This is a genomic window from Lysinibacillus sp. BF-4 (genome assembly GCF_000743635.1).
Lineage (GTDB): Bacteria > Bacillota > Bacilli > Bacillales_A > Planococcaceae > Metalysinibacillus > Metalysinibacillus saudimassiliensis.
In genome coordinates, this window is the sequence record NZ_JPUW01000006.1 from 40,790 (window position 1) to 65,532 (window position 24,743).

35 protein-coding genes are annotated in these 24,743 nt (G+C 40.5%); all 35 read left to right on the forward strand.

The genetic code is table 11. The annotated features are described in order from the left end of the window. The first annotated feature begins 112 nt into the window (after window positions 1-112). The 35 genes from rpoC to rplQ all read left to right on the forward strand — a co-directional run bounded on the left by rpoC (window position 113) and on the right by rplQ (window position 24,538). The gene (gene rpoC / locus CH76_RS04125; RefSeq protein ID WP_036143362.1) at window positions 113-3,802 is read left to right on the forward strand and encodes a DNA-directed RNA polymerase subunit beta'; all 3,690 of its coding nucleotides are present in this window, start codon (window positions 113-115) and stop codon (window positions 3,800-3,802) included. 406 nt (window positions 3,803-4,208) lie between these two features. Beyond that, window positions 4,209-4,628 (forward strand): 30S ribosomal protein S12, encoded by a 420-nt coding sequence (rpsL, locus tag CH76_RS04130; protein WP_036143365.1) that lies wholly within the window; start codon window positions 4,209-4,211, stop codon window positions 4,626-4,628. Window positions 4,629-4,670: 42 nt separating this feature from the next. Beyond that, a complete protein-coding gene (gene rpsG / locus CH76_RS04135; RefSeq protein WP_036143368.1) occupies window positions 4,671-5,141 on the forward strand; it encodes a 30S ribosomal protein S7 in 471 nt (156 codons plus the stop codon). A gap of 43 nt (window positions 5,142-5,184) precedes the next feature. After that, window positions 5,185-7,263 (forward strand): elongation factor G, encoded by a 2,079-nt coding sequence (gene fusA / locus CH76_RS04140; RefSeq protein ID WP_036143371.1) that lies wholly within the window; start codon window positions 5,185-5,187, stop codon window positions 7,261-7,263. Between the two features lie 132 nt (window positions 7,264-7,395). Then, complete coding sequence (gene tuf, locus CH76_RS04145) at window positions 7,396-8,583, forward strand: elongation factor Tu (protein ID WP_036143374.1); 1,188 nt, start codon at window positions 7,396-7,398, stop codon at window positions 8,581-8,583. Window positions 8,584-8,706: 123 nt separating this feature from the next. Continuing rightward, the gene (locus CH76_RS04150) at window positions 8,707-10,023 is read left to right on the forward strand and encodes a Na+/H+ antiporter family protein (protein ID WP_036143377.1); all 1,317 of its coding nucleotides are present in this window, start codon (window positions 8,707-8,709) and stop codon (window positions 10,021-10,023) included. A 312-nt stretch (window positions 10,024-10,335) separates the two neighbouring features. After that, the gene (gene rpsJ, locus CH76_RS04155; protein ID WP_036143380.1) at window positions 10,336-10,644 is read left to right on the forward strand and encodes a 30S ribosomal protein S10; all 309 of its coding nucleotides are present in this window, start codon (window positions 10,336-10,338) and stop codon (window positions 10,642-10,644) included. Window positions 10,645-10,699: 55 nt separating this feature from the next. Continuing rightward, the gene (gene rplC, locus CH76_RS04160) at window positions 10,700-11,329 is read left to right on the forward strand and encodes a 50S ribosomal protein L3 (RefSeq protein WP_036143383.1); all 630 of its coding nucleotides are present in this window, start codon (window positions 10,700-10,702) and stop codon (window positions 11,327-11,329) included. A 26-nt stretch (window positions 11,330-11,355) separates the two neighbouring features. Next, window positions 11,356-11,979 (forward strand): 50S ribosomal protein L4, encoded by a 624-nt coding sequence (gene rplD, locus CH76_RS04165; RefSeq protein WP_036143386.1) that lies wholly within the window; start codon window positions 11,356-11,358, stop codon window positions 11,977-11,979. After that, complete coding sequence (gene rplW / locus CH76_RS04170; protein ID WP_036143388.1) at window positions 11,979-12,263, forward strand: 50S ribosomal protein L23; 285 nt, start codon at window positions 11,979-11,981, stop codon at window positions 12,261-12,263. Before rplD ends, rplW begins: the two co-directional genes overlap by 1 nt. A 42-nt stretch (window positions 12,264-12,305) precedes the next feature. Beyond that, complete coding sequence (gene rplB / locus CH76_RS04175; protein ID WP_036143391.1) at window positions 12,306-13,136, forward strand: 50S ribosomal protein L2; 831 nt, start codon at window positions 12,306-12,308, stop codon at window positions 13,134-13,136. 60 nt (window positions 13,137-13,196) lie between these two features. Beyond that, window positions 13,197-13,475, forward strand: coding sequence for a 30S ribosomal protein S19 (rpsS, locus tag CH76_RS04180; protein ID WP_036143394.1), 279 nt, complete (start codon window positions 13,197-13,199; stop codon window positions 13,473-13,475). A gap of 22 nt (window positions 13,476-13,497) precedes the next feature. After that, window positions 13,498-13,842 carry a 50S ribosomal protein L22 gene (gene rplV / locus CH76_RS04185; protein WP_036143397.1) on the forward strand — a complete coding sequence of 115 codons (345 nt, stop codon included), beginning with the start codon at window positions 13,498-13,500 and terminating at the stop codon, window positions 13,840-13,842. A 3-nt stretch (window positions 13,843-13,845) separates the two neighbouring features. Next, window positions 13,846-14,502, forward strand: a complete 657-nt coding sequence (gene rpsC / locus CH76_RS04190) for a 30S ribosomal protein S3 (RefSeq protein WP_036143400.1) — start codon at window positions 13,846-13,848, stop codon at window positions 14,500-14,502. A 1-nt stretch (window position 14,503) separates the two neighbouring features. Continuing rightward, complete coding sequence (gene rplP, locus CH76_RS04195; protein ID WP_036143403.1) at window positions 14,504-14,938, forward strand: 50S ribosomal protein L16; 435 nt, start codon at window positions 14,504-14,506, stop codon at window positions 14,936-14,938. Then, window positions 14,928-15,128 (forward strand): 50S ribosomal protein L29, encoded by a 201-nt coding sequence (gene rpmC, locus CH76_RS04200; RefSeq protein WP_036143406.1) that lies wholly within the window; start codon window positions 14,928-14,930, stop codon window positions 15,126-15,128. Before rplP ends, rpmC begins: the two co-directional genes overlap by 11 nt. Before the next feature lie 21 nt (window positions 15,129-15,149). Next, on the forward strand, window positions 15,150-15,413 hold the full coding sequence (gene rpsQ / locus CH76_RS04205; RefSeq protein ID WP_036143408.1) for a 30S ribosomal protein S17: 264 nt from the start codon (window positions 15,150-15,152) through the stop codon (window positions 15,411-15,413). 43 nt (window positions 15,414-15,456) lie between these two features. Then, window positions 15,457-15,825: a 50S ribosomal protein L14 gene (gene rplN, locus CH76_RS04210; RefSeq protein ID WP_036143410.1), complete on the forward strand. Its 369-nt coding sequence runs from the start codon at window positions 15,457-15,459 to the stop codon at window positions 15,823-15,825. A gap of 35 nt (window positions 15,826-15,860) precedes the next feature. Then, entirely contained in the window at window positions 15,861-16,169 is a 309-nt protein-coding gene (gene rplX / locus CH76_RS04215) for a 50S ribosomal protein L24 (RefSeq protein ID WP_036143413.1), read from the forward strand. Between the two features lie 27 nt (window positions 16,170-16,196). Further along, a complete protein-coding gene (rplE, locus tag CH76_RS04220) occupies window positions 16,197-16,736 on the forward strand; it encodes a 50S ribosomal protein L5 (RefSeq protein WP_036143415.1) in 540 nt (179 codons plus the stop codon). Window positions 16,737-16,757: 21 nt separating this feature from the next. Then, entirely contained in the window at window positions 16,758-16,943 is a 186-nt protein-coding gene (locus tag CH76_RS04225; protein ID WP_004233656.1) for a type Z 30S ribosomal protein S14, read from the forward strand. Between the two features lie 29 nt (window positions 16,944-16,972). Continuing rightward, window positions 16,973-17,371: a 30S ribosomal protein S8 gene (gene rpsH, locus CH76_RS04230; protein WP_036143418.1), complete on the forward strand. Its 399-nt coding sequence runs from the start codon at window positions 16,973-16,975 to the stop codon at window positions 17,369-17,371. 30 nt (window positions 17,372-17,401) lie between these two features. Then, window positions 17,402-17,941, forward strand: a complete 540-nt coding sequence (gene rplF, locus CH76_RS04235; protein ID WP_036143421.1) for a 50S ribosomal protein L6 — start codon at window positions 17,402-17,404, stop codon at window positions 17,939-17,941. A 32-nt stretch (window positions 17,942-17,973) separates the two neighbouring features. Next, the gene (gene rplR, locus CH76_RS04240) at window positions 17,974-18,333 is read left to right on the forward strand and encodes a 50S ribosomal protein L18 (RefSeq protein ID WP_036143424.1); all 360 of its coding nucleotides are present in this window, start codon (window positions 17,974-17,976) and stop codon (window positions 18,331-18,333) included. Window positions 18,334-18,354: 21 nt separating this feature from the next. Beyond that, window positions 18,355-18,858, forward strand: a complete 504-nt coding sequence (gene rpsE, locus CH76_RS04245; RefSeq protein WP_036143427.1) for a 30S ribosomal protein S5 — start codon at window positions 18,355-18,357, stop codon at window positions 18,856-18,858. 15 nt (window positions 18,859-18,873) lie between these two features. Next, window positions 18,874-19,056 (forward strand): 50S ribosomal protein L30, encoded by a 183-nt coding sequence (rpmD, locus tag CH76_RS04250; protein WP_036143431.1) that lies wholly within the window; start codon window positions 18,874-18,876, stop codon window positions 19,054-19,056. Between the two features lie 34 nt (window positions 19,057-19,090). Then, on the forward strand, window positions 19,091-19,531 hold the full coding sequence (gene rplO / locus CH76_RS04255) for a 50S ribosomal protein L15 (RefSeq protein ID WP_036143434.1): 441 nt from the start codon (window positions 19,091-19,093) through the stop codon (window positions 19,529-19,531). Then, window positions 19,531-20,829, forward strand: a complete 1,299-nt coding sequence (gene secY / locus CH76_RS04260; RefSeq protein WP_036143438.1) for a preprotein translocase subunit SecY — start codon at window positions 19,531-19,533, stop codon at window positions 20,827-20,829. Before rplO ends, secY begins: the two co-directional genes overlap by 1 nt. Window positions 20,830-20,895: 66 nt before the next feature. Beyond that, on the forward strand, window positions 20,896-21,549 hold the full coding sequence (locus CH76_RS04265) for an adenylate kinase (protein ID WP_036143442.1): 654 nt from the start codon (window positions 20,896-20,898) through the stop codon (window positions 21,547-21,549). Window positions 21,550-21,868: 319 nt separating this feature from the next. Continuing rightward, a complete protein-coding gene (infA, locus tag CH76_RS04270) occupies window positions 21,869-22,087 on the forward strand; it encodes a translation initiation factor IF-1 (protein ID WP_036143445.1) in 219 nt (72 codons plus the stop codon). A gap of 37 nt (window positions 22,088-22,124) precedes the next feature. Then, window positions 22,125-22,238 carry a 50S ribosomal protein L36 gene (rpmJ, locus tag CH76_RS04275; RefSeq protein WP_000868344.1) on the forward strand — a complete coding sequence of 38 codons (114 nt, stop codon included), beginning with the start codon at window positions 22,125-22,127 and terminating at the stop codon, window positions 22,236-22,238. 23 nt (window positions 22,239-22,261) lie between these two features. Continuing rightward, window positions 22,262-22,627 (forward strand): 30S ribosomal protein S13, encoded by a 366-nt coding sequence (gene rpsM / locus CH76_RS04280; protein WP_036143447.1) that lies wholly within the window; start codon window positions 22,262-22,264, stop codon window positions 22,625-22,627. 25 nt (window positions 22,628-22,652) lie between these two features. Continuing rightward, the gene (gene rpsK, locus CH76_RS04285; protein WP_036143450.1) at window positions 22,653-23,042 is read left to right on the forward strand and encodes a 30S ribosomal protein S11; all 390 of its coding nucleotides are present in this window, start codon (window positions 22,653-22,655) and stop codon (window positions 23,040-23,042) included. Window positions 23,043-23,162: 120 nt separating this feature from the next. After that, window positions 23,163-24,107 carry a DNA-directed RNA polymerase subunit alpha gene (locus tag CH76_RS04290; RefSeq protein WP_036143452.1) on the forward strand — a complete coding sequence of 315 codons (945 nt, stop codon included), beginning with the start codon at window positions 23,163-23,165 and terminating at the stop codon, window positions 24,105-24,107. A 50-nt stretch (window positions 24,108-24,157) separates the two neighbouring features. Then, entirely contained in the window at window positions 24,158-24,538 is a 381-nt protein-coding gene (gene rplQ / locus CH76_RS04295) for a 50S ribosomal protein L17 (protein ID WP_036143455.1), read from the forward strand. Window positions 24,539-24,743: the final 205 nt, after the last annotated feature.

Sequence of the window (24,743 nt, forward strand, 5' to 3'; positions counted from 1 at the left end):
AAGGGCGTGTGCGTCATGCCTCGCCCTTTTTTTTATAGAATTGTACGTTGTAAAGTTGTTGAGCTACGAATAATAAAGTCCAAGAGACTTAGACTAGAGGGAGGTAGGCTCCTTGATAGACGTTAATGAATTTGAGTATATGAAAATCGGTTTAGCTTCACCTGATAAAATTCGTTCATGGTCATATGGTGAGGTAAAAAAGCCTGAAACAATTAACTATCGAACGTTGAAGCCTGAGAAAGATGGATTATTCTGTGAACGTATTTTCGGTCCTACAAAAGACTGGGAATGTCACTGTGGTAAATATAAGCGTGTACGTTATAAAGGTGTAGTTTGTGACCGTTGTGGCGTTGAAGTAACACGTGCTAAAGTTCGTCGTGAACGCATGGGTCATATCGAATTAGCAGCTCCTGTATCACATATTTGGTACTTCAAAGGTATTCCAAGTCGTATGGGTCTTATTTTAGATATGTCACCACGTACGTTAGAAGAAGTAATCTACTTCGCTTCATATGTTGTAACAGATCCAGGTAACGTACCTGAAATCACATACAAACAGTTATTATCTGAAAAAGAATATCGTTACTGTGTAGATAAATATGGTGATAGTTTCCAAGCTGGTATGGGCGCAGAGGCTATTAAAACATTACTACGCAATATTGATTTAGAAGATGAAACAATGACATTAAAAGAAGAGCTTAAAACTGCACAAGGTCAACGTCGTACACGTGCGATTAAGCGTCTTGAAGTTGTGGAATCTTTCCGTAACTCGGGTAATATGCCTGAGTGGATGATTTTAGATGTACTTCCTGTTATTCCACCGGAAATCCGTCCGATGGTTCAATTAGATGGTGGTCGTTTTGCAACATCTGACTTAAACGACTTATATCGTCGTGTTATTAACCGTAACAATCGTTTGAAGCGACTACTTGATCTTGGAGCACCAAGCATCATCGTACAAAACGAAAAACGTATGTTACAAGAAGCAGTAGATGCATTAATTGATAATGGTCGTCGTGGCCGTCCAGTAACTGGACCAGGTAACCGTCCATTAAAATCGCTATCTCATATGCTTAAAGGTAAACAAGGTCGTTTCCGTCAAAACTTACTAGGTAAACGTGTTGACTACTCTGGTCGTTCGGTTATCGTTGTAGGTCCAAACTTAAAAATGTACCAATGTGGTTTACCAAAAGAAATGGCAATTGAACTATTCAAACCTTTTGTAATGAAAGAATTGGTAGGACGTGGCCTAGCTCATAATATTAAGAGTGCTAAACGTAAAATTGAACGTTTACATGATGATGTATGGGACGTACTTGAAGATGTTATCCGTGAGCACCCAGTATTATTAAACCGTGCCCCAACACTTCACCGTCTTGGTATCCAAGCATTCGAACCTACATTAGTAGAAGGCCGTGCAATCCGTTTACACCCATTAGTATGTACAGCTTATAACGCTGACTTTGATGGTGACCAAATGGCAGTTCACGTACCTTTATCTGCTGAAGCACAAGCCGAGGCACGTTTATTAATGTTAGCAGCACAAAATATCCTAAACCCTAAAGATGGTAAGCCAGTAGTAACACCATCTCAAGATATGGTTTTAGGTAACTATTACTTAACTTTAGAGCGTGAAGGCGCACGTGGTGAAGGTAATATCTACAGTGATACAGATGAAGTGTTAATTGCATACCAAAATGGTCATGTTCATTTACACACACGTATTGCAGTACAAGCTAGCACATTTAAAAATCAAACATTTACGGAAGAGCAAAACAGCAAGTTTTTATTAACTTCTGTAGGTAAAGTAATCTTCAATGAAATTTTACCAGCTTCATTCCCATATATTAATGAACCAACTGACTTCAACCTAGAAGAAGCTACACCTATGAATTACTTTGTAAACTTACAAATTGAAGATGAGATGTTAGCAGAACTAGAAAGTGATGCAGCTTACCAAGCAATGACTGAGGAAGAGCAAGTTAAAGCTCAACGTCAAGCCGTGCTTAAAAAACACTTCACTGATTTACCAGCAGTTGCACCGTTCCGTAAAAAATTCTTAGGTAATATCATTGCAGAAGTTTTCAAACGCTTCCATATTACTGAAACATCTCGCATGCTTGACCGCATGAAAGATTTAGGATTTAAATACTCAACACGTGCAGGTATTACAGTAGGTGTATCAGATATCGTTGTATTACCGAATAAAGGTGATATTTTACACACAGCTCAAGAGCAGGTTGACCGTGTTCAAATGCAGTTCCGTCGAGGTTTAATTACTGAAGACGAGCGTTACCAACGCGTAATTGCAAGTTGGACAAAAGCAAAAGATGAAATTCAAGCTAAGCTGATGAAATCTCTTGACAAAACCAACCCAATCTTTATGATGAGTGACTCAGGTGCCCGTGGTAACGCATCTAACTTTACGCAACTAGCAGGTATGCGTGGTCTGATGGCCAACCCGGCTGGTCGTATTATCGAGTTACCAATCAAATCTTCATTCCGTGAAGGTTTAACAGTATTAGAGTACTTCATCTCTACCCATGGTGCGCGTAAAGGTCTTGCCGATACAGCACTTAAAACAGCCGATTCAGGTTACTTAACGCGTCGTTTAGTAGACGTAGCACAAGATGTTATCGTTCGTGAAGACGACTGTGGAACAGACCGTGGCTTAACAATTGGTGCGTTAATGGAAGGCAGCGAAGTAATCGAAACATTAGACGAGCGTATTGTAGGTCGTCATACTAAGAAAACAATCTTTATCCCAGGTACTGAAGAAGTATTATTGGCTAAAGATGGCTTAATTACACAAGACATTGCTCGTAAAGTTATGGAATTAGGAATCGAAGAAGTTACAATTCGTTCTGCATTCACATGTAATACGAAGCATGGTGTGTGTAAAAAATGTTATGGTATCAACTTAGCGACAGGTGAAAAGGTTGAAGTTGGTGAGGCAGTAGGTATTATTGCCGCGCAATCAATCGGTGAGCCAGGTACACAGTTAACAATGCGTACATTCCATACAGGTGGTGTAGCAGGGGACGATATCACGCAAGGTCTTCCACGTATCCAAGAAATTTTTGAGGCGCGTAACCCTAAAGGTCAAGCAGTCATCTCAGAAATCGCGGGTACAGTGTCAGAAATCGAAGAAATTCGAGAAGGCTTAAAAGAAATTACAATTGCTGGTGAAGTTGAAACACGTAAGTATCAAGCACCTTATAATGCACGACTTAAAGTGCAAGAGGGCGATCATATTGAACGTGGTGAAAGCTTAACTGAGGGTTCTATCGATCCTAAGCAGTTACTAAAAGTCAAAGACGTTTCAGCAGTCCAAGACTATTTATTAAAAGAAGTACAAAAAGTTTATCGTATGCAAGGTGTAGAAATCGGTGATAAGCACGTTGAAGTTATGGTTCGTCAAATGTTACGTAAAGTACGTGTGATTGAAGCAGGCGACACAGATTTATTACCAGGTTCCTTATTAGATATTCATCAATTTGCGGATGCTAACGCAGATATCGTAATTAAAGGTAAAAACCCAGCGACTTGTCGCCCGGTAATCCTAGGTATCACTAAAGCATCTCTAGAAACAGAATCATTCTTATCAGCAGCTTCATTCCAAGAAACAACTCGTGTGTTAACGGATGCAGCAATTAAAGGTAAGCGTGACGAGTTACTAGGACTTAAAGAGAACGTAATTATTGGTAAACTTGTTCCGGCAGGTACTGGTATGCAACGTTATCGTCAAATTGAAATTGAACAAGATCTAACACCTAAGCAAGAACTAGCACCAACAGAGTAAGAGAATAAAGAAGAGATGGTACCATCTCTTCTTTATTTCATACTATTAATGGTTGACAGTAAATTTAAGAAATGATAATATATCTAGGGTTGATAGTTATACTTTATGTGTAGCTGTCATTGGTACAAAGCAAGTAATCAAAATGATTATACTAGTCGAGGTCAATAACGACTTATACTCGCTTAAGATGAATGGGCCATCGATTTGGCCAATTACTTTCGCGAAAGCAATCGAGACGCCAATTACTCTTATAATGAGTTTAAGCATGTTGGCATAGCTTGACGTATCACATTGCGATTACAAAAGTTGTTTTTGTGTAAATACACACAAAAACTTTGTTTTTACCCAAAAATGAACCACCTGGATGTGTGGATTAAGACAAATGTAATGAAGGGAGGACATATCGATGCCTACAATCAATCAATTAGTTCGTAAGCCTCGTCAATCAAAAAGCACGAAATCAAAATCACCAGCGTTAAACAGAGGTTATAACAGCTTCAAAAAAGCTCCAACTTCAGTTAACTCTCCACAAAAACGCGGTGTTTGTACTCGTGTTGGTACGATGACGCCTAAAAAACCTAACTCAGCTTTACGTAAATATGCGCGTGTTCGCTTAACTAACCAAATCGAAGTAAACGCATATATCCCAGGCGAAGGCCACAACCTACAAGAACACAGTGTTGTACTTATTCGCGGTGGACGTGTAAAAGACTTACCTGGTGTACGTTACCATGTCGTACGCGGTGCGCTTGATACAGCAGCAGTACAAGGACGTATGCAATCACGTTCACACTACGGTGCTAAAAAGCCAAAAGAAAAGAAATAATTTGACTACTACTAGATAGTACATTCGAAAGGAGGAAAACACATGCCTCGTAAAGGTCCTGTTTCCAAACGTGACGTGTTACCAGATCCAATTTATAATTCGAAACTGGTTACTCGTTTAATTAATAAAATGATGGTTGACGGTAAAAAAGGTACTTCTCAAAAGATTTTATACGGTGCGTTCGAATTAGTTAAAGAACGTTCAGGTGAAAATCCAATCGAAGTATTCGAAACTGCATTAGACAACGTAATGCCAGTTCTTGAAGTTCGCGCTCGCCGTGTTGGTGGTTCTAACTACCAAGTACCGGTTGAAGTTCGTCCAGAACGCCGTACAACTTTAGGTTTACGCTACATTGTTAACTACTCTCGCCTACGCGGAGAAAAAACAATGGAAGAACGCCTAGCTAACGAAATCCTTGACGCTTCTAACAACACTGGTGCTTCAGTGAAGAAACGTGAAGAAATGCACAAAATGGCAGAAGCGAACAAAGCATTCGCTCACTACCGCTGGTAATTCCTATTCGGCGTAAGCCAAAATTCGGAAGGAGAAATATCCTATGAAACGCGAATTCTCACTTGAGAAAACACGTAATATTGGGATCATGGCTCACATTGATGCTGGTAAAACAACAACAACAGAGCGTATCCTTTATTACACTGGTAAAATTCATAAAATCGGTGAAACTCATGACGGCGGCGCACAAATGGACTGGATGGAGCAAGAGCAAGAACGTGGTATCACTATCACTTCTGCTGCTACAACAGCTCAATGGGACAACCACCGCATTAACATCATCGATACTCCTGGACACGTAGACTTCACTGTAGAAGTTGAACGTTCATTACGTGTACTTGATGGTGCTGTTACAGTACTTGATGCTCAATCAGGTGTTGAGCCACAAACTGAAACAGTATGGCGTCAAGCTACAACTTATGGCGTTCCACGTATCGTGTTCATTAATAAAATGGACAAAATGGGTGCTGACTTCCTTTACTCTGTAGGTACACTACATGATCGTTTAGAAGCTAACGCTCATCCAATTCAATTACCGATCGGTGCCGAAGACGAGTTCAGCGGTATCATTGACTTAGTTGAAATGAAAGCAACTTTCTACGGAAATGACCTAGGTACAGAAGTTACTGAAGGCGAAATTCCTGAAGAATATAAAGCACAAGCAGACGAGTACCGTGAAAAGTTAATCGAAGGCATTGCTGAAGTTAACGAAGACATCATGGAAAAATACTTTGCTGGCGAAGAAATCTCTAAAGAAGAGCTAGTTGCGGCTATCCGTAAAGCTACTATCGCTGTAGATTTCTACCCAGTAATGTGTGGTACTGCTTTCAAACACAAAGGTGTACGTAAAATGTTAGATGCTGCTGTAGCTTACCTACCAGCTCCAACTGACGTACCTGCTATTACTGGTATCCGTCCAGACTCAGATGAAGAAGTTATCCGTCACTCTTCAGACGAAGAGCCATTCTCAGCTCTTGCGTTTAAAGTAATGACTGACCCATTCGTAGGTAAATTAACTTTCTTCCGTGTTTACTCAGGTATCCTACAATCAGGTTCGTACGTACAAAACTCTTCTAAAGGTAAGCGTGAGCGTGTAGGTCGTATCCTACAAATGCATGCTAACTCTCGTGAAGAAATTGGCGAAGTATTCGCAGGAGATATCGCAGCAGCGGTAGGTCTTAAAGATACAAGTACTGGTGATACACTATGTGACGAAAAGGATTTAGTAATCCTTGAGTCTATGGAATTCCCAGAGCCAGTAATCTCTCTTTCTGTAGAACCAAAATCTAAAGCTGACCAAGATAAAATGGGTCAAGCATTAGCTAAACTACAAGAAGAAGATCCAACTTTCCGTGCACATACTGACCAAGAAACTGGTCAAACAATCATCTCTGGTATGGGTGAACTTCACCTTGATATCTTAGTTGACCGTATGCGCCGTGAATTCAAGGTAGATGCTAACGTGGGTGCTCCACAAGTATCTTACCGTGAAACTTTCCGTAGTTCTGCGCAAGTTGAGGGTAAATTCGTCCGCCAATCTGGTGGTCGTGGTCAATTCGGTCACGTATGGATTGAATTCTCACCTAACGAAGAAGGTAAAGGTTTCGAATTCCAAAACGCTGTTGTTGGTGGTGTAGTACCACGTGAATACATCCCGGCTGTTGAAGCAGGTCTTCGTGACTCGTTAAACAACGGTGTAATCGCTGGTTACCCATTAATCGACATTAAAGCAAAACTATATGATGGTTCTTACCATGATGTAGACTCAAACGAAATGGCATTCAAAATTGCTGCATCTATGGCTCTTAAAAATGCGATTTCTAAATGTAACCCGGTTCTTTTAGAGCCAATCATGAAAGTAGAAGTTGTAATGCCAGAAGAATATCTTGGTGACGTTATGGGTAACATCACTTCTCGCCGTGGTCGCGTAGAAGGTATGGAAGCTCGCGGTAACGCTCAAGTTGTTCGCGCTATGGTACCACTTGCAGAAATGTTTGGTTACGCTACTACTTTACGTTCTTCAACTCAAGGTCGCGGTACATTCTCAATGGTGTTTGATCACTATGAAGAAGTTCCAAAATCTATCTCTGAAGACATCATCAAAAAAAATAAAGGTGAATAATTGAAAAATCACCTTGCATAAAGTATAACTAATTTGTAAGCTATGATTGCAAGGTGTGAGAAGGGCCCTCTCGCACCACAGCAACATACAATAAATTAAAATACACACTTAAATTTGAGGAGGAAATCTCTAATGGCTAAAGAAAAATTTGATCGCTCGAAAACGCATGCTAACGTTGGTACAATCGGACACGTTGACCATGGTAAAACAACTTTAACTGCAGCAATCGCTACAGTTCTTTCTAAAAAAATGGGTGGCGAAGCTAAATCATACGCTGACGTAGATAACGCACCTGAAGAAAAAGAACGTGGTATTACAATCAATACATCACACGTTGAATATGAAACTGACACTCGTCACTACGCACACGTAGACTGCCCAGGTCACGCCGACTATGTTAAAAACATGATCACTGGTGCTGCACAAATGGATGGCGGTATCTTAGTAGTATCTGCTGCTGATGGTCCAATGCCACAAACTCGTGAGCATATCCTTTTATCACGTCAAGTAGGTGTTCCTTACCTAGTAGTATTCATGAACAAATGTGATATGGTTGATGACGAAGAATTATTAGAATTAGTAGAGATGGAAATCCGTGACCTACTATCTGAATATGACTTCCCAGGCGACGATATTCCTGTAATCAAAGGTTCAGCTCTTAAAGCACTTGAAGGCGAACCTGAATGGGAAGAAAAAATCATCGAGTTAATGGACGCTGTAGATTCTTACATCCCAACTCCTGAACGTCAAACTGACAAACCATTCATGATGCCAGTAGAGGACGTATTCTCTATCACTGGTCGTGGTACAGTAGCAACTGGTCGTGTTGAACGTGGCCAAATTAAAGTCGGCGATGTAGTTGAAATCGTTGGTATTACTGAAGAAGCTAAACAAACAACAGTTACAGGTGTAGAAATGTTCCGTAAGTTACTAGACTACGCTGAAGCTGGTGACAACATTGGTGCTTTATTACGTGGTGTTGCACGTGAAGATATCCAACGTGGTCAAGTATTAGCTAAACCAGGCTCAATCACTCCACATACTAACTTCAAAGCTGAAGTTTATGTATTATCAAAAGAAGAGGGTGGACGTCATACTCCATTCTTCTCAAACTACCGTCCTCAGTTCTACTTCCGTACAACTGACGTAACTGGCGTTTGTAACTTACCAGAAGGCGTAGAAATGGTTATGCCTGGCGACAACATCGAAATGGATGTTGAGCTTATCTCTCCAATCGCTATCGAAGAAGGTACTAAGTTCTCTATCCGTGAGGGTGGACGTACTGTAGGCGCTGGCGTTGTAGCAACTATCATTAAATAATTTTAGCTTAGGCTAAATTTCAACCAACTCGTGGGGACGCTCGCGAGTTGGTTTTTTTGTATTGACATGTAAAATAAAATAATTTAACATATTAGTACATTAGTGAATGAAAGTGGTGTTGGTATGAATGCTGTAATAGTAGCAGTAGCTGTAATGTTGATTTTAAGTTTATTGCGTATAAATGTAGTACTATCTTTAGTGGTAGGTGCTTTTGCTGGCGGTATTGTGAGTGATTTAACGATTGCTGAAACCGTAAATGCATTTACAGACGGCCTAGGCGGAGGAGCTGTCATTGCACTAAGCTATGCGCTATTAGGTGGTTTTGCGGTAGCGATTGCAAAAACAGGTATTACAGATGTGCTTATTGCTAAAGTGGTTGTTTTATTAGCAGGAAAAGAAGGCGCTACACGCAAAAATTTAATTAAAGCATTAATCTTTTTTAGTATATTTGCGATGGCAATCATGTCACAAAACTTGATTCCTATTCATATTGCTTTTATTCCTTTATTAGTTCCACCAATTTTAAAAATATTAAATGTACTACAAGTGGATCGAAGAATTATTGCTGTGATTATCGCAGTAGGGCTTGTAGGGACATATAGTTTTGTGCCATTTGGCTTCGGTTTTATTTTCCAAAATATTATTACTACTCAAATTACAAGTGCTGGTATGCTAGCTGAGTTAAGTGACGTTCCTAAAGCTATGGCCATTCCTATTGGCGGTATGGTAGCAGGTATGTTTATCGCGATGTTTGTGTATCGTAAGCCACGTCACTATAAGGAAACGCAGTCAGCAGTTGAAATTGAAGTGAAACAAGTATCTCCGTGGTTAATTGTAGCGACTATTATGGCTTTAATTGCGGCGCTGACAGTTCAAATCAAAACAGAATCAATGATTATAGGCGCAATGGCTGGGATTATTACAATGTATATCACAGGTGCATTAAAATGGCGTGAAGCTGATGAAATTTTAACTGATGGCATGCGTATGATGTCCTTTATTGGATTTGTTATGATTGCAGCTAATGGCTTTGCAAGTGTAATTAATGCCACAGGCGATGTGGATACATTAGTAACTGGCGCATTAGATATTTTAAATGGTAATGTGAGTTTAGCGGTCTTTGGTATGCTGATTGTTGGATTAATTGTCACGATGGGTATAGGCTCATCGTTTGCTACAATCCCAATTATTGCAGCATTATTTGTTCCGTTATCATTAGAGTTAGGGTTAAGCCCATTGGCAATTATTTGTTTAATTGGTACGGCAGGTGCATTAGGCGATGCTGGTTCGCCAGCATCCGATACAACACTCGGGCCTACTTCAGGTTTAAATGTAGATGGTCAGCATAATCACATTTGGGATACATGTGTACCAACGTTTATTTTTATTAACATTCCTTTAATTGTACTTGGCTGGTTTGCAGTGTCATTTGTATTATAATAAGAAGAGAATGACCTTTACGTTCATGAGCGTAAAGGTTTTTTTATTTTTTGTACCTTTATAGTTGCAATTTGCTGTGAGATTTTATAAAATAATAAACGGTAAAATTATTTAATATAAGATAGTCAACATGGAAAAGAATTTAGCGAAAAGTATTGCTTATTCTTTTTTTATTGTATATAATGTTGAATGTTGGTCTTTGACTGCGATGAAGCGAGAGGTTGCCGACACACCCGGCCGCTTTGCCATGGCGCTGTGTTGGATAATTTTCGTGGAGAATGTCTAGAAAATAGGCGAGAAGGAGGGAAAATAATGGCAAAACAAAAAATTCGTATCCGTTTAAAAGCATATGATCACCGTATTTTAGATCAGTCTGCTGAAAAAATTGTGGAAACTGCGAAACGTTCAGGTGCAAGTGTATCAGGTCCGATTCCACTTCCAACTGAGAAGTCTGTGTACACAATTCTACGTGCAGTTCACAAGTACAAAGATTCTCGTGAACAATTCGAAATGCGTACGCATAAACGTCTAATCGATATCGTTAATCCTACGCGACAAACTGCGGATGCATTAATGAAATTAGACTTACCATCTGGCGTTGATATTGAAATCAAACTTTAATGGTAAAACCCAATATAAAAAATTATTTTCTTAAAAATTACAGGAGGTGTGACCAATGGCCAAAGGAATCTTAGGAAGAAAAATCGGTATGACGCAAGTATTTGCTGAAAACGGTGATTTAATCCCAGTAACAGTTATTGAAGCTGCTGCAAACGTAGTACTTCAAAAGAAAACTGTTGAAACAGACGGCTACAACGCTGTTCAGTTAGGTTTTGAAGATAAACGTGAAAAGTTATCTAACAAACCTGCTAAAGGACACGTAGCTAAAGCAAACACTGCTCCTAAGCGCTTCATTCGCGAGTTCCGCAATGTAAACGTTGACGAGTACGAGGTTGGTCAAGAAGTCAAAGTAGAAATTTTCGCAGAAGGCGATGTAATTGATGTAACAGGTGTTACAAAAGGTAAAGGTTTCCAAGGTGTTATTAAACGCCACGGACAATCACGTGGACCAATGTCCCACGGTTCTCGTTACCACCGTCGTCCTGGTTCAATGGGCCCTGTAGCTCCGAACCGCGTATTTAAACAAAAGAAATTACCTGGTCAAATGGGTGGCGTTGTAGCTACTATTCAAAACTTAACAGTTGTGAAAGTAGACGCAGAGCGTAACTTATTATTAGTAAAAGGTAATGTTCCTGGTTCTAAAAAAGCTCTAGTTACAGTTAAGACTGCAATTAAAGCTAACTAATCATTACAAGGAAGGAGGAAACAGGAATGACAAAAGTAGCCGTACTTAGTCAAACAGGTTCTTCAGTTGGAGAAATCGAATTAAACGAAGCTATCTTCGGTATCGAGCCAAATGAAGCAGTATTATTCGACGCAGTAATCGCACAACGCGCTTCACTACGTCAAGGTAACCACAAAGTAAAAAACCGCTCTGAAGTTGCTGGCGGTGGCCGTAAACCATGGCGCCAAAAAGGAACTGGACGCGCGCGTCAAGGTTCTATCCGTTCACCACAATGGCGTGGCGGTGGTGTTGTATTTGGTCCTACACCACGTAGCTATAGCTTCAAAATGCCTAAGAAAGTTCGTCGTTTAGCTCTTAAATCTGCACTTTCTACTAAAGTAGCAGAGGAAAGCTTTGTAGTTCTTGATGCACTAACATTAGCTGCACCAAAAACTAAAGACTTCACTCAGGTATTAAAAGATCTTTCTATCGAAAAGAAAGCTCTATTCGTAACTGCTGACCTAGATGAAAACGTAGCATTATCTGCTCGTAACATCCCTGGTGTTACAGTAATTACAGCTGCAGGTATTAACGTACTTGACTTATTAGGAAACGACAAAGTCGTATTCACTAAGTCTGCAGTAGAAAAAATCGAGGAGGTGCTTGGATAATGGAAGCACGTGATATTTTAAAACGTCCGGTCATTACTGAGCGTTCTTCAGAACTTATGGCAGAGAAAAAGTATACTTTCGAAGTAGACACTCGCGCTAATAAAACTCAAGTTAAAGATGCTGTTGAAGAAATCTTTGGCGTGAAAGTTGACAAAGTCAACATCATGAACTACAAAGGTAAATTCAAACGCGTTGGCCGTTATGCTGGATACACAAACAAACGCCGTAAAGCTATCGTTAAATTAACAGCGGATAGCAACGAAATCGAATTATTTGAAATGTAATATCCGATAAGGATTTGAATTTTCAAGAAGGAGGGAAAACACATGGCGATTAAAAAGTACAAACCTACCACTAATGGACGTCGTAACATGACATCATTAGACTTTGCGGAAATCACAACTAACAAGCCTGAGAAATCATTGCTTCAACCGACAAAACGCAAAGCTGGTCGTAATAACCAAGGTAAAATCACTGTTCGTCATAATGGTGGCGGCCATAAGCGCCAATACCGTGTCATTGATTTCAAACGAATCAAAGATGGCATTCCAGGACGCGTTGCTACAATCGAGTACGATCCAAACCGTTCTGCAAACATCGCATTAATTAACTATGCTGATGGAGCTAAAACTTATATCTTAGCACCTAAAGGATTAGAGGTTGGTCAAACAATCGTATCTGGTTCTGATGCTGATATTAAAGTAGGTAACGCATTACCTTTAGCTAACATTCCAATGGGTACAACAATCCATAACATCGAGTTAAAACCTGGTAAAGGTGGTCAACTTGTACGTTCTGCAGGTACATCTGCACAAATTTTAGGACGTGAAGGCAAATATGTAATCGTACGTTTACAATCAGGTGAAGTACGTTTAGTATTAGCTACTTGCCGTGCTACAATTGGTCAAGTTGGTAACGAACAACACGAATTAGTAAACATCGGTAAAGCCGGTCGTACTCGTTGGTTAGGTAAACGCCCAACTGTACGTGGTTCTGTAATGAACCCTAACGATCACCCACACGGTGGTGGTGAAGGACGTACACCAATCGGTCGTCCATCTCCAATGACACCATGGGGTAAACCAGCTCTTGGTTTAAAAACTCGTAACAAAAAAGCTAAATCCGACAGCCTTATTATTCGTCGTCGCAAAAAATAATGTGATAGGACTACGGTTCGTTAACAGAGCCGTGGTGGAATCACGGAGGGAGGTTCCTAAATGGGTCGCAGCTTGAAAAAAGGACCTTTTGTGGATGATCACTTAATGAAAAAAGTGGAAGCACAAGAAGGATCTGAAAAGAAACAAGTTATTAAAACTTGGTCACGCCGTTCTACTATTTTCCCTAACTTCATCGGTTTAACAATCGCTGTATATGATGGACGTAAACACGTTCCTGTATACGTAACTGAAGATATGGTAGGTCATAAACTAGGCGAATTCGCACCATCACGTACTTACAAAGGTCACGGTGCAGATGATAAGAAAACACGACGCTAATTTTGAGAGGAGGTAAATCCTAATGACACAAGCTAAAGCTATCGCTCGTACAGTGCGCATTGCTCCTCGTAAGGTTCGTCTAGTAGTAGACTTAATCCGAGGCAAGCAAGTTGGTGAAGCAGTTGCAATTTTACGTCATACTCCAAAAGCGGCGTCTCCAGTCGTTGAGAAAGTATTAAAATCTGCAGTTGCAAACGCTGAGCATAACTATGACTTAGATATCAACAACCTAGTCGTTTCTGAGGTTTTCGTTGATGAAGGTCCAACATTAAAACGTTTCCGTCCACGAGCTCAAGGACGCGCAAGCGCAATCAACAAACGTACTAGCCACATTACGTTAGTGGTATCAGAGAAGAAGGAGGGGTAATCTGTGGGTCAAAAAATACATCCAATAGGTCTACGTATTGGTGTTATTCGTGACTGGGAGTCTAAATGGTATGCTGATAAAGACTATGCAACTCTACTTCATGAAGACATCAAAGTTCGTGACTACCTTGAAAAAGCTCTAAAAGAAGCTTCTTTATCTAAAGTAGAAATCGAACGTGCAACAAATCGTCTTAACGTAACAGTACACACTGCTAAACCAGGTATGGTTATCGGTAAAGGTGGTTCAGAAGTTGAAGCATTACGCAAAAAACTTGGTGAACTAACTGGTAAACGTGTACACATTAACATTATCGAAATTAAACGCGCAGATTTAGATGCTCGTCTTGTAGCAGAAAATATTGCTCGTCAATTAGAAAACCGTGTTTCATTCCGTCGTGCTCAAAAGCAAGCGATCCAACGCACAATCCGTGCTGGCGCTAAAGGGATTAAAACACAAGTATCAGGTCGTTTAGGTGGCGCGGATATCGCGCGTGCTGAACACTATAGTGAGGGAACTGTTCCACTTCATACTCTTCGTGCAGACATCGATTATGCTCACGCAGAAGCTGACACAACTTATGGTAAGTTAGGTGTTAAAGTATGGATTTATCGTGGCGAGGTCCTTCCTACTAAGAAGAACTCTGTGGAAGGAGGCAAATAATATGTTATTGCCTAAACGCGTAAAGTACCGTCGTGAACACCGCGGCAGCATGCGCGGACAAGCAAAAGGCGGTAAAGAAGTAACATTCGGTGAATTCGGTTTACAAGCTCAAACAGCTAGCTGGATCACTAACCGTCAAATTGAGTCTGCACGTATTGCAATGACACGTTATATGAAACGTGGCGGTAAAGTATGGATTAAAATTTTCCCACACAAACCTTACACGAAAAAACCTCTAGAAGTCCGAATGGGTTCTGGTAAAGGTGCTCCTGAAGGTTGGGTAGCAGTAGTAAAACCAGGTAAAGTAATGTTTGAAATTGCTGGTGTATCTGAAGAAACTGCACGTGAAGCATTACGCTTAGCAGCGCATAAATTGCCTGTTAAATGTAAAGTAATTAAACGTCAAGAAACTGGTGGTGAATCTAATGAAAGCTAAAGAAATCCGTGAACTTGGAACTCCAGAATTGGAGACAAAAGTGAAATCACTGAAAGAAGAGCTTTTCAACCTTCGCTTCCAATTGGCGACTGGTCAATTAGAAAACACAGCTCGCATTCGCGAAGTTCGCAAAGCGATTGCGCGTATGAAAACTGTGATTCGTGAAAGAGAAATCAGTGCTAACAACTGATAAAGAAGGAGGTTTTCAGGCATGACTGAGCGTAACCAACGCAAAGTATACACAGGTCGTGTAGTATCTGACAAAATGGACAAAACTGTTACTGTTTTAGTAGAAACTCACAAAAAGCACAAGCTTTACGGCAAACGTGTAAAATACTCGAAAAAATTCAAAGCTCATGATGAGCAAAACCAAGCGAAGATCGGTGATATTGTACGTATCATGGAAACTCGCCCGCTATCAGCTACTAAACGTTTCCGTTTAATCGAAGTTGTAGAAAAAGCGGTTATTATTTAATAACTATTTCGGAACGACCATATTCCGAAGGGAGGTAACCTAAGTGATCCAACAAGAAAGTCGTATGAAAGTTGCTGACAACTCAGGTGCACGTGAAGTTCTTACAATCAAAGTACTTGGTGGTACGGGACGTAAAACTGCTAACATCGGCGATATCGTCGTGTGCACAGTTAAGAAAGCAACACCAGGTGGCGTTGTCAAGAAGGGTGAAGTCGTTAAGGCTGTAATCGTTCGTACAAAGTCTGGTGTTCGCCGTAAAGATGGAACATACATCAAGTTTGATGAGAACGCATGTGTAATTGTTCGTGATGATAAATCACCACGCGGAACTCGTATTTTCGGACCTGTTGCACGTGAATTACGTGACAGCAACTTCATGAAAATCGTTTCTTTAGCTCCAGAAGTTCTTTAATTTCATGATAGTACCAATCAAGGAGGTGCGACAGCATGCATGTAAAAAAAGGTGATAAAGTTAAGGTTATTACTGGTAAAGATAAAGGCAAAGAAGGCGTTATCTTAGCAGCACTACCAAAACAAGATCGCGTTTTAGTTGAAGGTGTAAATATTGTTAAAAAACATATGAAGCCTAGCCAATTAAATCCTCAAGGTGGCATTGTTAGCCAAGAAGCAGCAATCCACGTTTCGAACGTAATGCTTATCGATCCTAAATCTGGCGAGCCGACTCGCGTAGGTTACAAGATCGAAGGAGACAAAAAAGTTCGTGTTGCAAAAAAATCAGGTGCAGTAATCGACTAATCTTAATCAAAGAAGGGAGGTACACAAATGAGCCGCCTAAAAGAAAAATTTGTTAATGAAGTAACACCTGCTCTTATGAGCAAGTTTGAATATAAATCAGTTATGCAAGTACCACAAGTAGACAAAATCGTAATCAACATGGGTGTTGGTGACGCTGTTCAAAACTCTAAAGTACTTGACTCTGCTGTTGAAGAATTAACTACAATTGCTGGTCAAAAACCTGTAATTACTAAAGCTAAGAAATCTATCGCTGGTTTCCGTCTACGTGATGGTATGCCAATCGGTACTAAAGTTACATTACGCGGAGAGCGTATGTACGAATTCTTGGATAAACTAATTGCGATTGCACTTCCACGTGTACGTGACTTCCGCGGTGTTTCTAAAAAAGCATTCGACGGTCGCGGTAACTATACACTTGGCGTAAAAGAACAATTAATTTTCCCTGAAATCGATTACGATAAAGTTTCAAAAGTACGCGGTATGGATATCGTGATCGTAACGACTGCGAATTCTGACGAAGAAGCTCGCGAGTTATTGACACAATTCGGTATGCCGTTCCAGAAGTAATAAGACAAGGAGGGCGAGAACGTGGCTAAAAAATCAATGATCGTTAAACAACAACGTAAACAAAAGTTTAAAGTTCAAGAATATACACGCTGTGAGCGCTGTGGTCGTCCACACTCTGTATATCGCAAATTCAAACTTTGCCGTATTTGTTTCCGAGAACTTGCATATAAGGGACAAATTCCTGGCGTGAAAAAAGCCAGCTGGTAATCCCCTAATTTGGGAAGGAGGTAAATGTAATGACAATGACTGATCCGATTGCAGATATGCTAACTCGTATCCGTAATGCGAACATGGTTCGTCACGAGAAGTTAGAAGTACCGGCTTCAAACGTGAAAAAAGAAATCGCTGAAATTTTAAAGCGTGAAGGTTTCGTACGCGATGTTGAGTATGTTGAAGACAACAAGCAAGGTATTATTCGTATCTTCTTAAAATATGGTAAAGATAACGAACGTGTTATCACAGGCCTAAAACGTATTTCTAAACCAGGATTACGTGTTTACGCTAAAACAAATGAAGTACCAAAAGTACTAAACGGTCTTGGTATCGCTTTAGTATCAACTTCAAACGGTGTCTTAACTGACAAAGAAGCTCGCGCTAAACAAGTTGGCGGCGAAGTTCTAGCATACGTTTGGTAATAAGCATTAAAGGAATGGAGGTGCAACTTAATGTCTCGTATTGGTAAAAATCCAATTGAGGTACCAGCAGGCGTAACTGTTACTGTTGCTGAAGGCAACACAGTTACTGTTAAAGGACCTAAAGGCGAACTAACTCGCTCTTTAAATTCAGATATGAAAATCGAACAAGAAGGTACAGTGATCACTATCACTCGTCCATCTGACTCGAAAGACCACCGTATGAATCACGGTACTACACGTGCGCTATTAGCGAACATGGTTACTGGTGTTTCTACAGGTTTCACACGTAAACTTGAATTAAATGGTGTTGGTTACCGTGCTCAACTGCAAGGTACTAAATTAGTGTTAAACGTAGGTTTATCACACCCAGTAGAATTCACACCTGAAGCAGGTGTTGAAGTTGAAGTACCAGCAAACAATATTATTATTGTTAAGGGTATTAGCAAAGAACGTGTAGGCGCTCTTGCATCTAATATTCGTGCTGTACGTCCACCAGAGCCTTATAAAGGTAAAGGTATCCGTTATGAAGGCGAATACGTTCGTCGTAAAGAAGGTAAAACAGGTAAATAATGCGTAAACCGCATTAGAAAGGAGTGACCTCTGTGATTACGAAACAAGATAAAAATCAAGTTCGTAAAAAACGTCATGCGCGTGTTCGTACAAAAATCTCAGGTACTGCTGAGCGTCCACGTTTAAACGTATTCCGTTCAAACAAGAACATCTATGCGCAATTAATCGATGATGTTGCAGGTGTTACAATTGTGAGCGCTTCTTCAAAAGAAACAGGATTTGAAGGTGCTGGCAATAATGTAGAAGCTGCTACAAAAATTGGTGAAACAATCGCTAAACGCGCTGCGGAAAAAAATATTACAGCTGTAGTATTTGACCGCGGTGGTTACTTATATCATGGCCGTGTTAAAGCTTTAGCTGAAGCTGCACGCGAAAACGGCTTACAATTTTAATAAGAAGGAGGGACACATTTCATGAGTCAAATTGATGCAAACAAACTTGCAGAACTTGAAGAACGCGTTGTAACAATCAACCGCGTTGCTAAAGTTGTTAAAGGTGGACGTCGTTTCCGCTTTACAGCACTTGTTGTTGTTGGCGATAAAGACGGACATGTAGGCTTCGGTACTGGTAAAGCTCAAGAGGTTCCAGATGCAATCCGCAAAGCTGTTGACGACGCAAAGAAAAACTTAGTTGCAGTGCCACGTGTAGATGGAACAACTCCACACTTAGTGATTGGTCGCTTCGGCGCAGGAGAAGTTTTAATTAAACCTGCTGCTCCAGGTACAGGGGTAATCGCTGGTGGTCCAGTGCGTGCCGTACTTGAATTAGCTGGTATTACTGATATTCTTTCAAAATCACTTGGTTCAAACACGCCAATTAACATGGTACGTGCTACAATCCAAGGTTTAACTGAATTAAAACGTGTTGAGGACGTTGCTAAACTACGTGGTAAATCAGTGGAAGAAATATTAGGTTAAGGGGGGAATTAACTAATGGCTAACAAATTACAAATTACCCTTACTAAATCTGTGATTGGTTCTAAACCAACACAACGTAAAACTGTGCAAGCTTTAGGCTTACGTAAAATGAACCAAACTGTAGAACACAACGATAACGCTGCTGTTCGCGGTATGTTAGATAAAGTAGCTCACTTAGTTACTGTAACAGAAAATTAATTTTCAATTATCGAACAAGGAGGTGCCACCCATTATGAAACTGCATGAGTTAAAACCATCAGAAGGATCACGCAAAGTACGCAATCGCGTAGGACGCGGTATCGGTTCTGGTAACGGTAAAACAGCAGGTAAAGGTCATAAAGGTCAAAACGCTCGTTCAGGTGGCGGCGTACGCCCAGGCTTTGAAGGCGGTCAAAACCCGTTATACCGTCGTTTACCAAAACGCGGCTTTACGAACATTAATCGTAAAGAATACGCTATTGTAAACCTTGACACTTTAAACCGTTTCGAAGATGGCGCAGAGGTTACACCAACAGCGCTTGTCGAAACTGGTATTGTGAGCAAAGAGTTAGCTGGAATTAAAGTTTTAGGAAACGGAACTTTAACTAAAAAGCTAACAGTAAAAGCTCATAAATTCTCAGCTTCTGCTAAAGAAGCAATCGAGAATGCTGGCGGACAAACTGAGGTGATTTAATGTTTCAAACAATCTCAAACTTTATGCGTGTTCGAGATATTAGAAATAAAATCATTTTCACACTATTAATGCTGATCGTCTTCCGTATTGGTACATTCGTACCAGTACCGGGCGTTGATGCAAGTGTATTGCAGGCAGCGAATGAGTTTAACTTAGTCGGCTTCCTTAATACATTCGGCGGTGGTGCGCTAGCAAAATTCTCTATCTTTGCGATGGGTATTATGCCATACATCACAGCTTCTATTATCGTTCAGCTTCTACAAATGGACGTTGTTCCTAAGTTTGCTGAGTGGGCAAAACAAGGTGAAGTCGGAAGACGTAAACTTGCGCAGTTCACACGTTATTTCACAATCGTATTAGCGTTTATTCAATCATTTGCGATGTCATTTGGCTTCAATAAAATGTATGGTGGACAGTTAATTCAAGATGAGTCGATATTAACGTACGTAACAATTTCAATTGTATTGACAGCGGGTACAGCTTTCCTTTTATGGTTATCTGAACAAATTACTGCCTACGGTGTAGGTAACGGTGTCTCAATTGTAATTTTCGCGGGTATCGTAGCTGCCATTCCAAATGCAGCTAACCAACTTTACGCGCAACAAATCCAAGGTGCAGGTGAACAGTTATTTATTAACTTAGTAATCATTGGTTTATTACTATTAGTTATTCTGGCAGTTATTGTGGCTGTAATTTACGTGCAACAAGCACTTCGTAAAATTCCAATCCAATATGCTAAACGTGTAACTGGTCGTAGCCAACAACAACAAGGTGGTCAACAAACGCATTTACCGTTAAAAGTAAACGCAGCAGGTGTTATTCCGGTAATCTTTGCTGTGGCGTTTATCGTTACGCCTCAAACGTTGTCAATGTTCTTTGGTGAAAACAATATAACTACATTTATCCAACATACTTTCGATTATACGAAACCTGTTGGTATGATGATTTATGTTGCTTTAATCGTTGCCTTCACATACTTCTATGCATTCGTTCAAGTGAATCCTGAAAATGTGGCAGACAACTTAAAGAAACAAGGTGCTTACATCCCGGGCATTCGTCCAGGTGCAAACACACAAGAATACTTAACGAGTGTACTATACCGCTTGACGTTTGTTGGAGCGATTTTCTTAACGGTAATTGCCATTATGCCAATTATCTTTATTAATGTAATGAACCTTCCACAATCAGCTCAAATCGGTGGTACGAGTATGATTATCGTAGTCGGCGTTGCGCTTGAAACGATGAAACAGCTAGAATCTCAACTTGTTAAGCGTCACTACAAAGGCTTTATGAAATAATGTTGGTTTTTGGGAACGGTTTTCGTTTCCTTAACCAGCTAACTTTTGTGGGGAGAGAGTAAACGTATGAATATCATTTTAATGGGTCTGCCAGGTGCTGGTAAAGGTACGCAAGCAGATGAAATTATTGAAAAGTACGCAATCCCGCATATTTCTACAGGCGATATGTTCCGCGCCGCTATTAAAGATGGTACGGAGCTAGGCTTAAAGGCGAAATCGTATATGGATCAAGGTGCATTAGTACCTGATGAAGTTACGATTGGTATCGTTCGCGAGCGACTTAGCCAAGCAGACTGTAAAGAAGGTTTTTTATTAGATGGCTTCCCACGTACAGTTCCACAAGCTGAAGCGTTAGATAACATTTTAGCGGATCTAGGGAAATCAATTGAACACACGATTAACATCGAAGTTCCTAAGGAAGACTTAATTGCACGTTTAACTGGTCGTCGCATTTGTAAAACATGCGGAACATCTTATCATTTAATTTTCAATCCTCCACAAGAGGAAGGTAAATGTGATAAAGATGGAGGCGAGCTTTACGTTCGCGCAGATGATAATCCTGAAACGGTTACAAATCGTCTGGAAGTTAATATGACTCAAGCACAGCCACTATTAGACTTTTACAAGGCTAAAGGTGTGCTGACAAATATCAATGGTCAACAAGACATCAAGGTAGTCTTTGAAGATATTGAAGCTCTTTTAAAGGGCAACCGCAGCTGATACCCGGCTCCGGGCGCAGAATACTGCTTCCGTGGGAGCATGCGGGAGCAACAACGAAACATAATTTTTTGAGAGTTGCAAAAGCATATTGTGCCCGGTATATGCATGCTATTAATTTAGTAGCGCATGAAATGGGTTCGTGGAAGCATCTGTATTTGCTCGGATTGTGTGAAGCGAAAACCAAACGAGGCGTCTTTCGAACATCTCTCATGCAATCCAAACATATATGTTGAAACGAGTTGCTTCGAGTAAGAAGTGTGCGCTGCAATTATGTAACGTACAAGACCTGAATACGCATATAGAAGGGAGACAGAGTAAGATGGCGAAAGATGATGTAATTGAAGTCGAAGGTACAGTTGTTGAGACTTTGCCAAACGCGATGTTTAAGGTAGAATTAGAGAACGGTCATATCGTGCTAGCACACGTATCTGGTAAGATTCGTATGCACTTTATCCGTATTTTACCTGGAGATAAGGTTACTATCGAGTTATCTCCATACGATTTAACTCGCGGTCGTATCACATACCGTTTTAAATAATCTTTTGCACTCCGGACTATTAAGGAGGTTAGGTTAGATGAAAGTGAGACCATCTGTGAAACCGATCTGCGAAAAATGTAAAGTAATTCGCCGACGCGGTAAAGTAATGGTAATCTGTGAAAACCCTAAACACAAACAAAAACAAGGTTAATCCTAAAGGAGGTGCTGTAACTCATGGCACGTATTGCTGGTGTTGATATCCCTCGCGACAAACGCGTGGTAATTTCATTAACTTATATCTACGGTGTTGGTAAAACAACAGCTCAAAAAGTTCTAGCTGCCGCTGGAATTTCTGAAGAAGCTCGCGTACGCGACTTAACTGAAGATGAGCTAAACAAAATCCGTGAACAACTGGATTCATACAAATTAGAGGGTGACTTACGTCGTGAAACTTCTTTAAACGTTAAGCGTTTAATGGAAATTGGTTCATTACGTGGTATCCGTCATCGTCGTGGTTTACCAGTTCGTGGTCAGAATACGAAGAACAACGCTCGTACGCGTAAAGGTCCTCGTAAAACTGTAGCGAACAAGAAAAAATAATCGGTAAAGGAGGTTCCTACTTAACATGGCTCGTAAACAACAATCTCGTAAACGTCGTGTGAAAAAGAATATCGAATCAGGTATCGCTCACATCCGTTCTACATTTAATAATACAATCGTAACGATTACTGATATGCAAGGTAACGCGGTGTCTTGGTCAAGTGCAGGTGCTCTTGGATTCCGAGGATCTCGTAAGTCTACTCCATTTGCTTCACAGATGGCTGCAGAAACTGCTGCAAAAACATCTATGGAACATGGCATGAAGACACTTGAAGTAACTGTTAAAGGTCCTGGTGCTGGTCGTGAAGCTGCAATCCGTGCACTTCAAGCTGCTGGTTTAGAAGTAACTGCTATCAAAGACGTTACTCCAGTTCCTCACAATGGTTGCCGTCCGCCAAAACGTCGTCGTGTGTAATGGGTGCTAACTCAACTTGTTGAGTGACACCATCTGATGTACATTCGTCTTGTGCAAAATTAATCTAATTAATTGATGGATAAACCTATTCATTCGATGTTTTGAAGGAGGGTAAATTGAATGATCGAAATTGAAAAACCAGAGTTTGAACCAAAGGAGATCAGCGAAGATGCCAAGTTTGGTAAATTTGTTGTAGAACCGCTTGAGCGTGGCTTCGGTAATACTTTGGGTAATTCTTTACGTCGTATCCTTCTGTCTTCGTTACCAGGAGCTGCTGTCACATCAGTGCAAATTGATGGCGTACTACATGAATTCTCAACAATCGAAGGCGTGGTAGAAGACGTTGCTTCAATTATTTTGAATGTGAAAAAGCTGGCTCTTAAAATTTACTCTGATGAAGAGAAAGTTATCGAAATAGATGTGAAGGGCGATGGTCAAGTTACAGCTGCTGACATTACTCATGACAGTGACGTTGAAATCTTGAACCCAGATTTATATATCGCAACACTCGCTAAAAATGGTCACTTACGCATGCGTATGTATGCAAAACGTGGTCGTGGTTATACTCCTGCTGATCAAAACAAGCGTGAGGATCTTCCAATCGGCGTGATCCCGATCGACTCTATTTACACTCCAGTATCTCGTGTAAACTTCCAAGTGGAAAATACACGTGTTGGTCAGTCTTCTGACTACGATAAACTATCGCTTGATGTGTGGACAGATGGAAGCATCAGTCCAAGAGAGGCGATTTCGCTAGGAGCGAAAATTTTAACTGAGCATCTTAACATCTTTGTTGATATGACTCATGAGGCACAAACAGCTGAAATCATGGTTGAAAAAGAAGAGAACCTTAAAGAGAAAAATCTTGAAATGACAATCGAAGAACTTGATTTGTCGGTTCGTTCTTACAACTGCTTAAAACGTGCTGGTATTAATACAGTACAAGAACTTTCAAGCAAGTCAGAAGATGACATGATGAAGGTTCGAAATCTTGGCCGCAAGTCATTAGAAGAAGTAAAAGCGAAGTTAGATGAGCTTGGTTTAGGGTTACGCAAAGAAGACTAAGCGATTTTTAATACAGCTAGATCAGATATAAATGAAGGAGGGAAACATCCATGGGTTACAGAAAACTTGGTCGTACAAGTTCTCAACGTAAAGCGATGTTACGTGACTTAGCTACAGACTTAATCATCAACGAACGCATCGAAACTACTGAAGCTCGCGCTAAAGAGTTACGTTCAGTTGTTGAAAAAATGATTACTTTAGGTAAGCGCGGAGATTTACATGCTCGTCGTCAGGCAGCAGCATTTATCCGTCGTGAAACTGTGACAACTACTGACGAAGAAGGCAATGAGTCTACGACTTACGCACTTCAAAAGTTATTTGACGATGTAGCACCACGCTACGCAGACCGTCAAGGTGGTTACACACGTATTCTTAAAGTTGGTCCACGCCGTGGTGACGGTGCGCCTGTAGTTGTGATTGAACTAGTTTAATCCTTCGAACACGCGAATTTGTAGGATGGTCCGGTTCACCGGTTGAACGGTCATCCTCTTTTTTTAAATGTTTTATACGACAAATAAATAAGCTGAGCGTTATGATGAGCGAGCCTTAGGGCGGCGTCTCGTCTAGCTCTCCGCACCTCATTCTGGTGTAATAAGGCTTGAGCACCTTATTGCCCGTTTCAAATGTAATGATAAA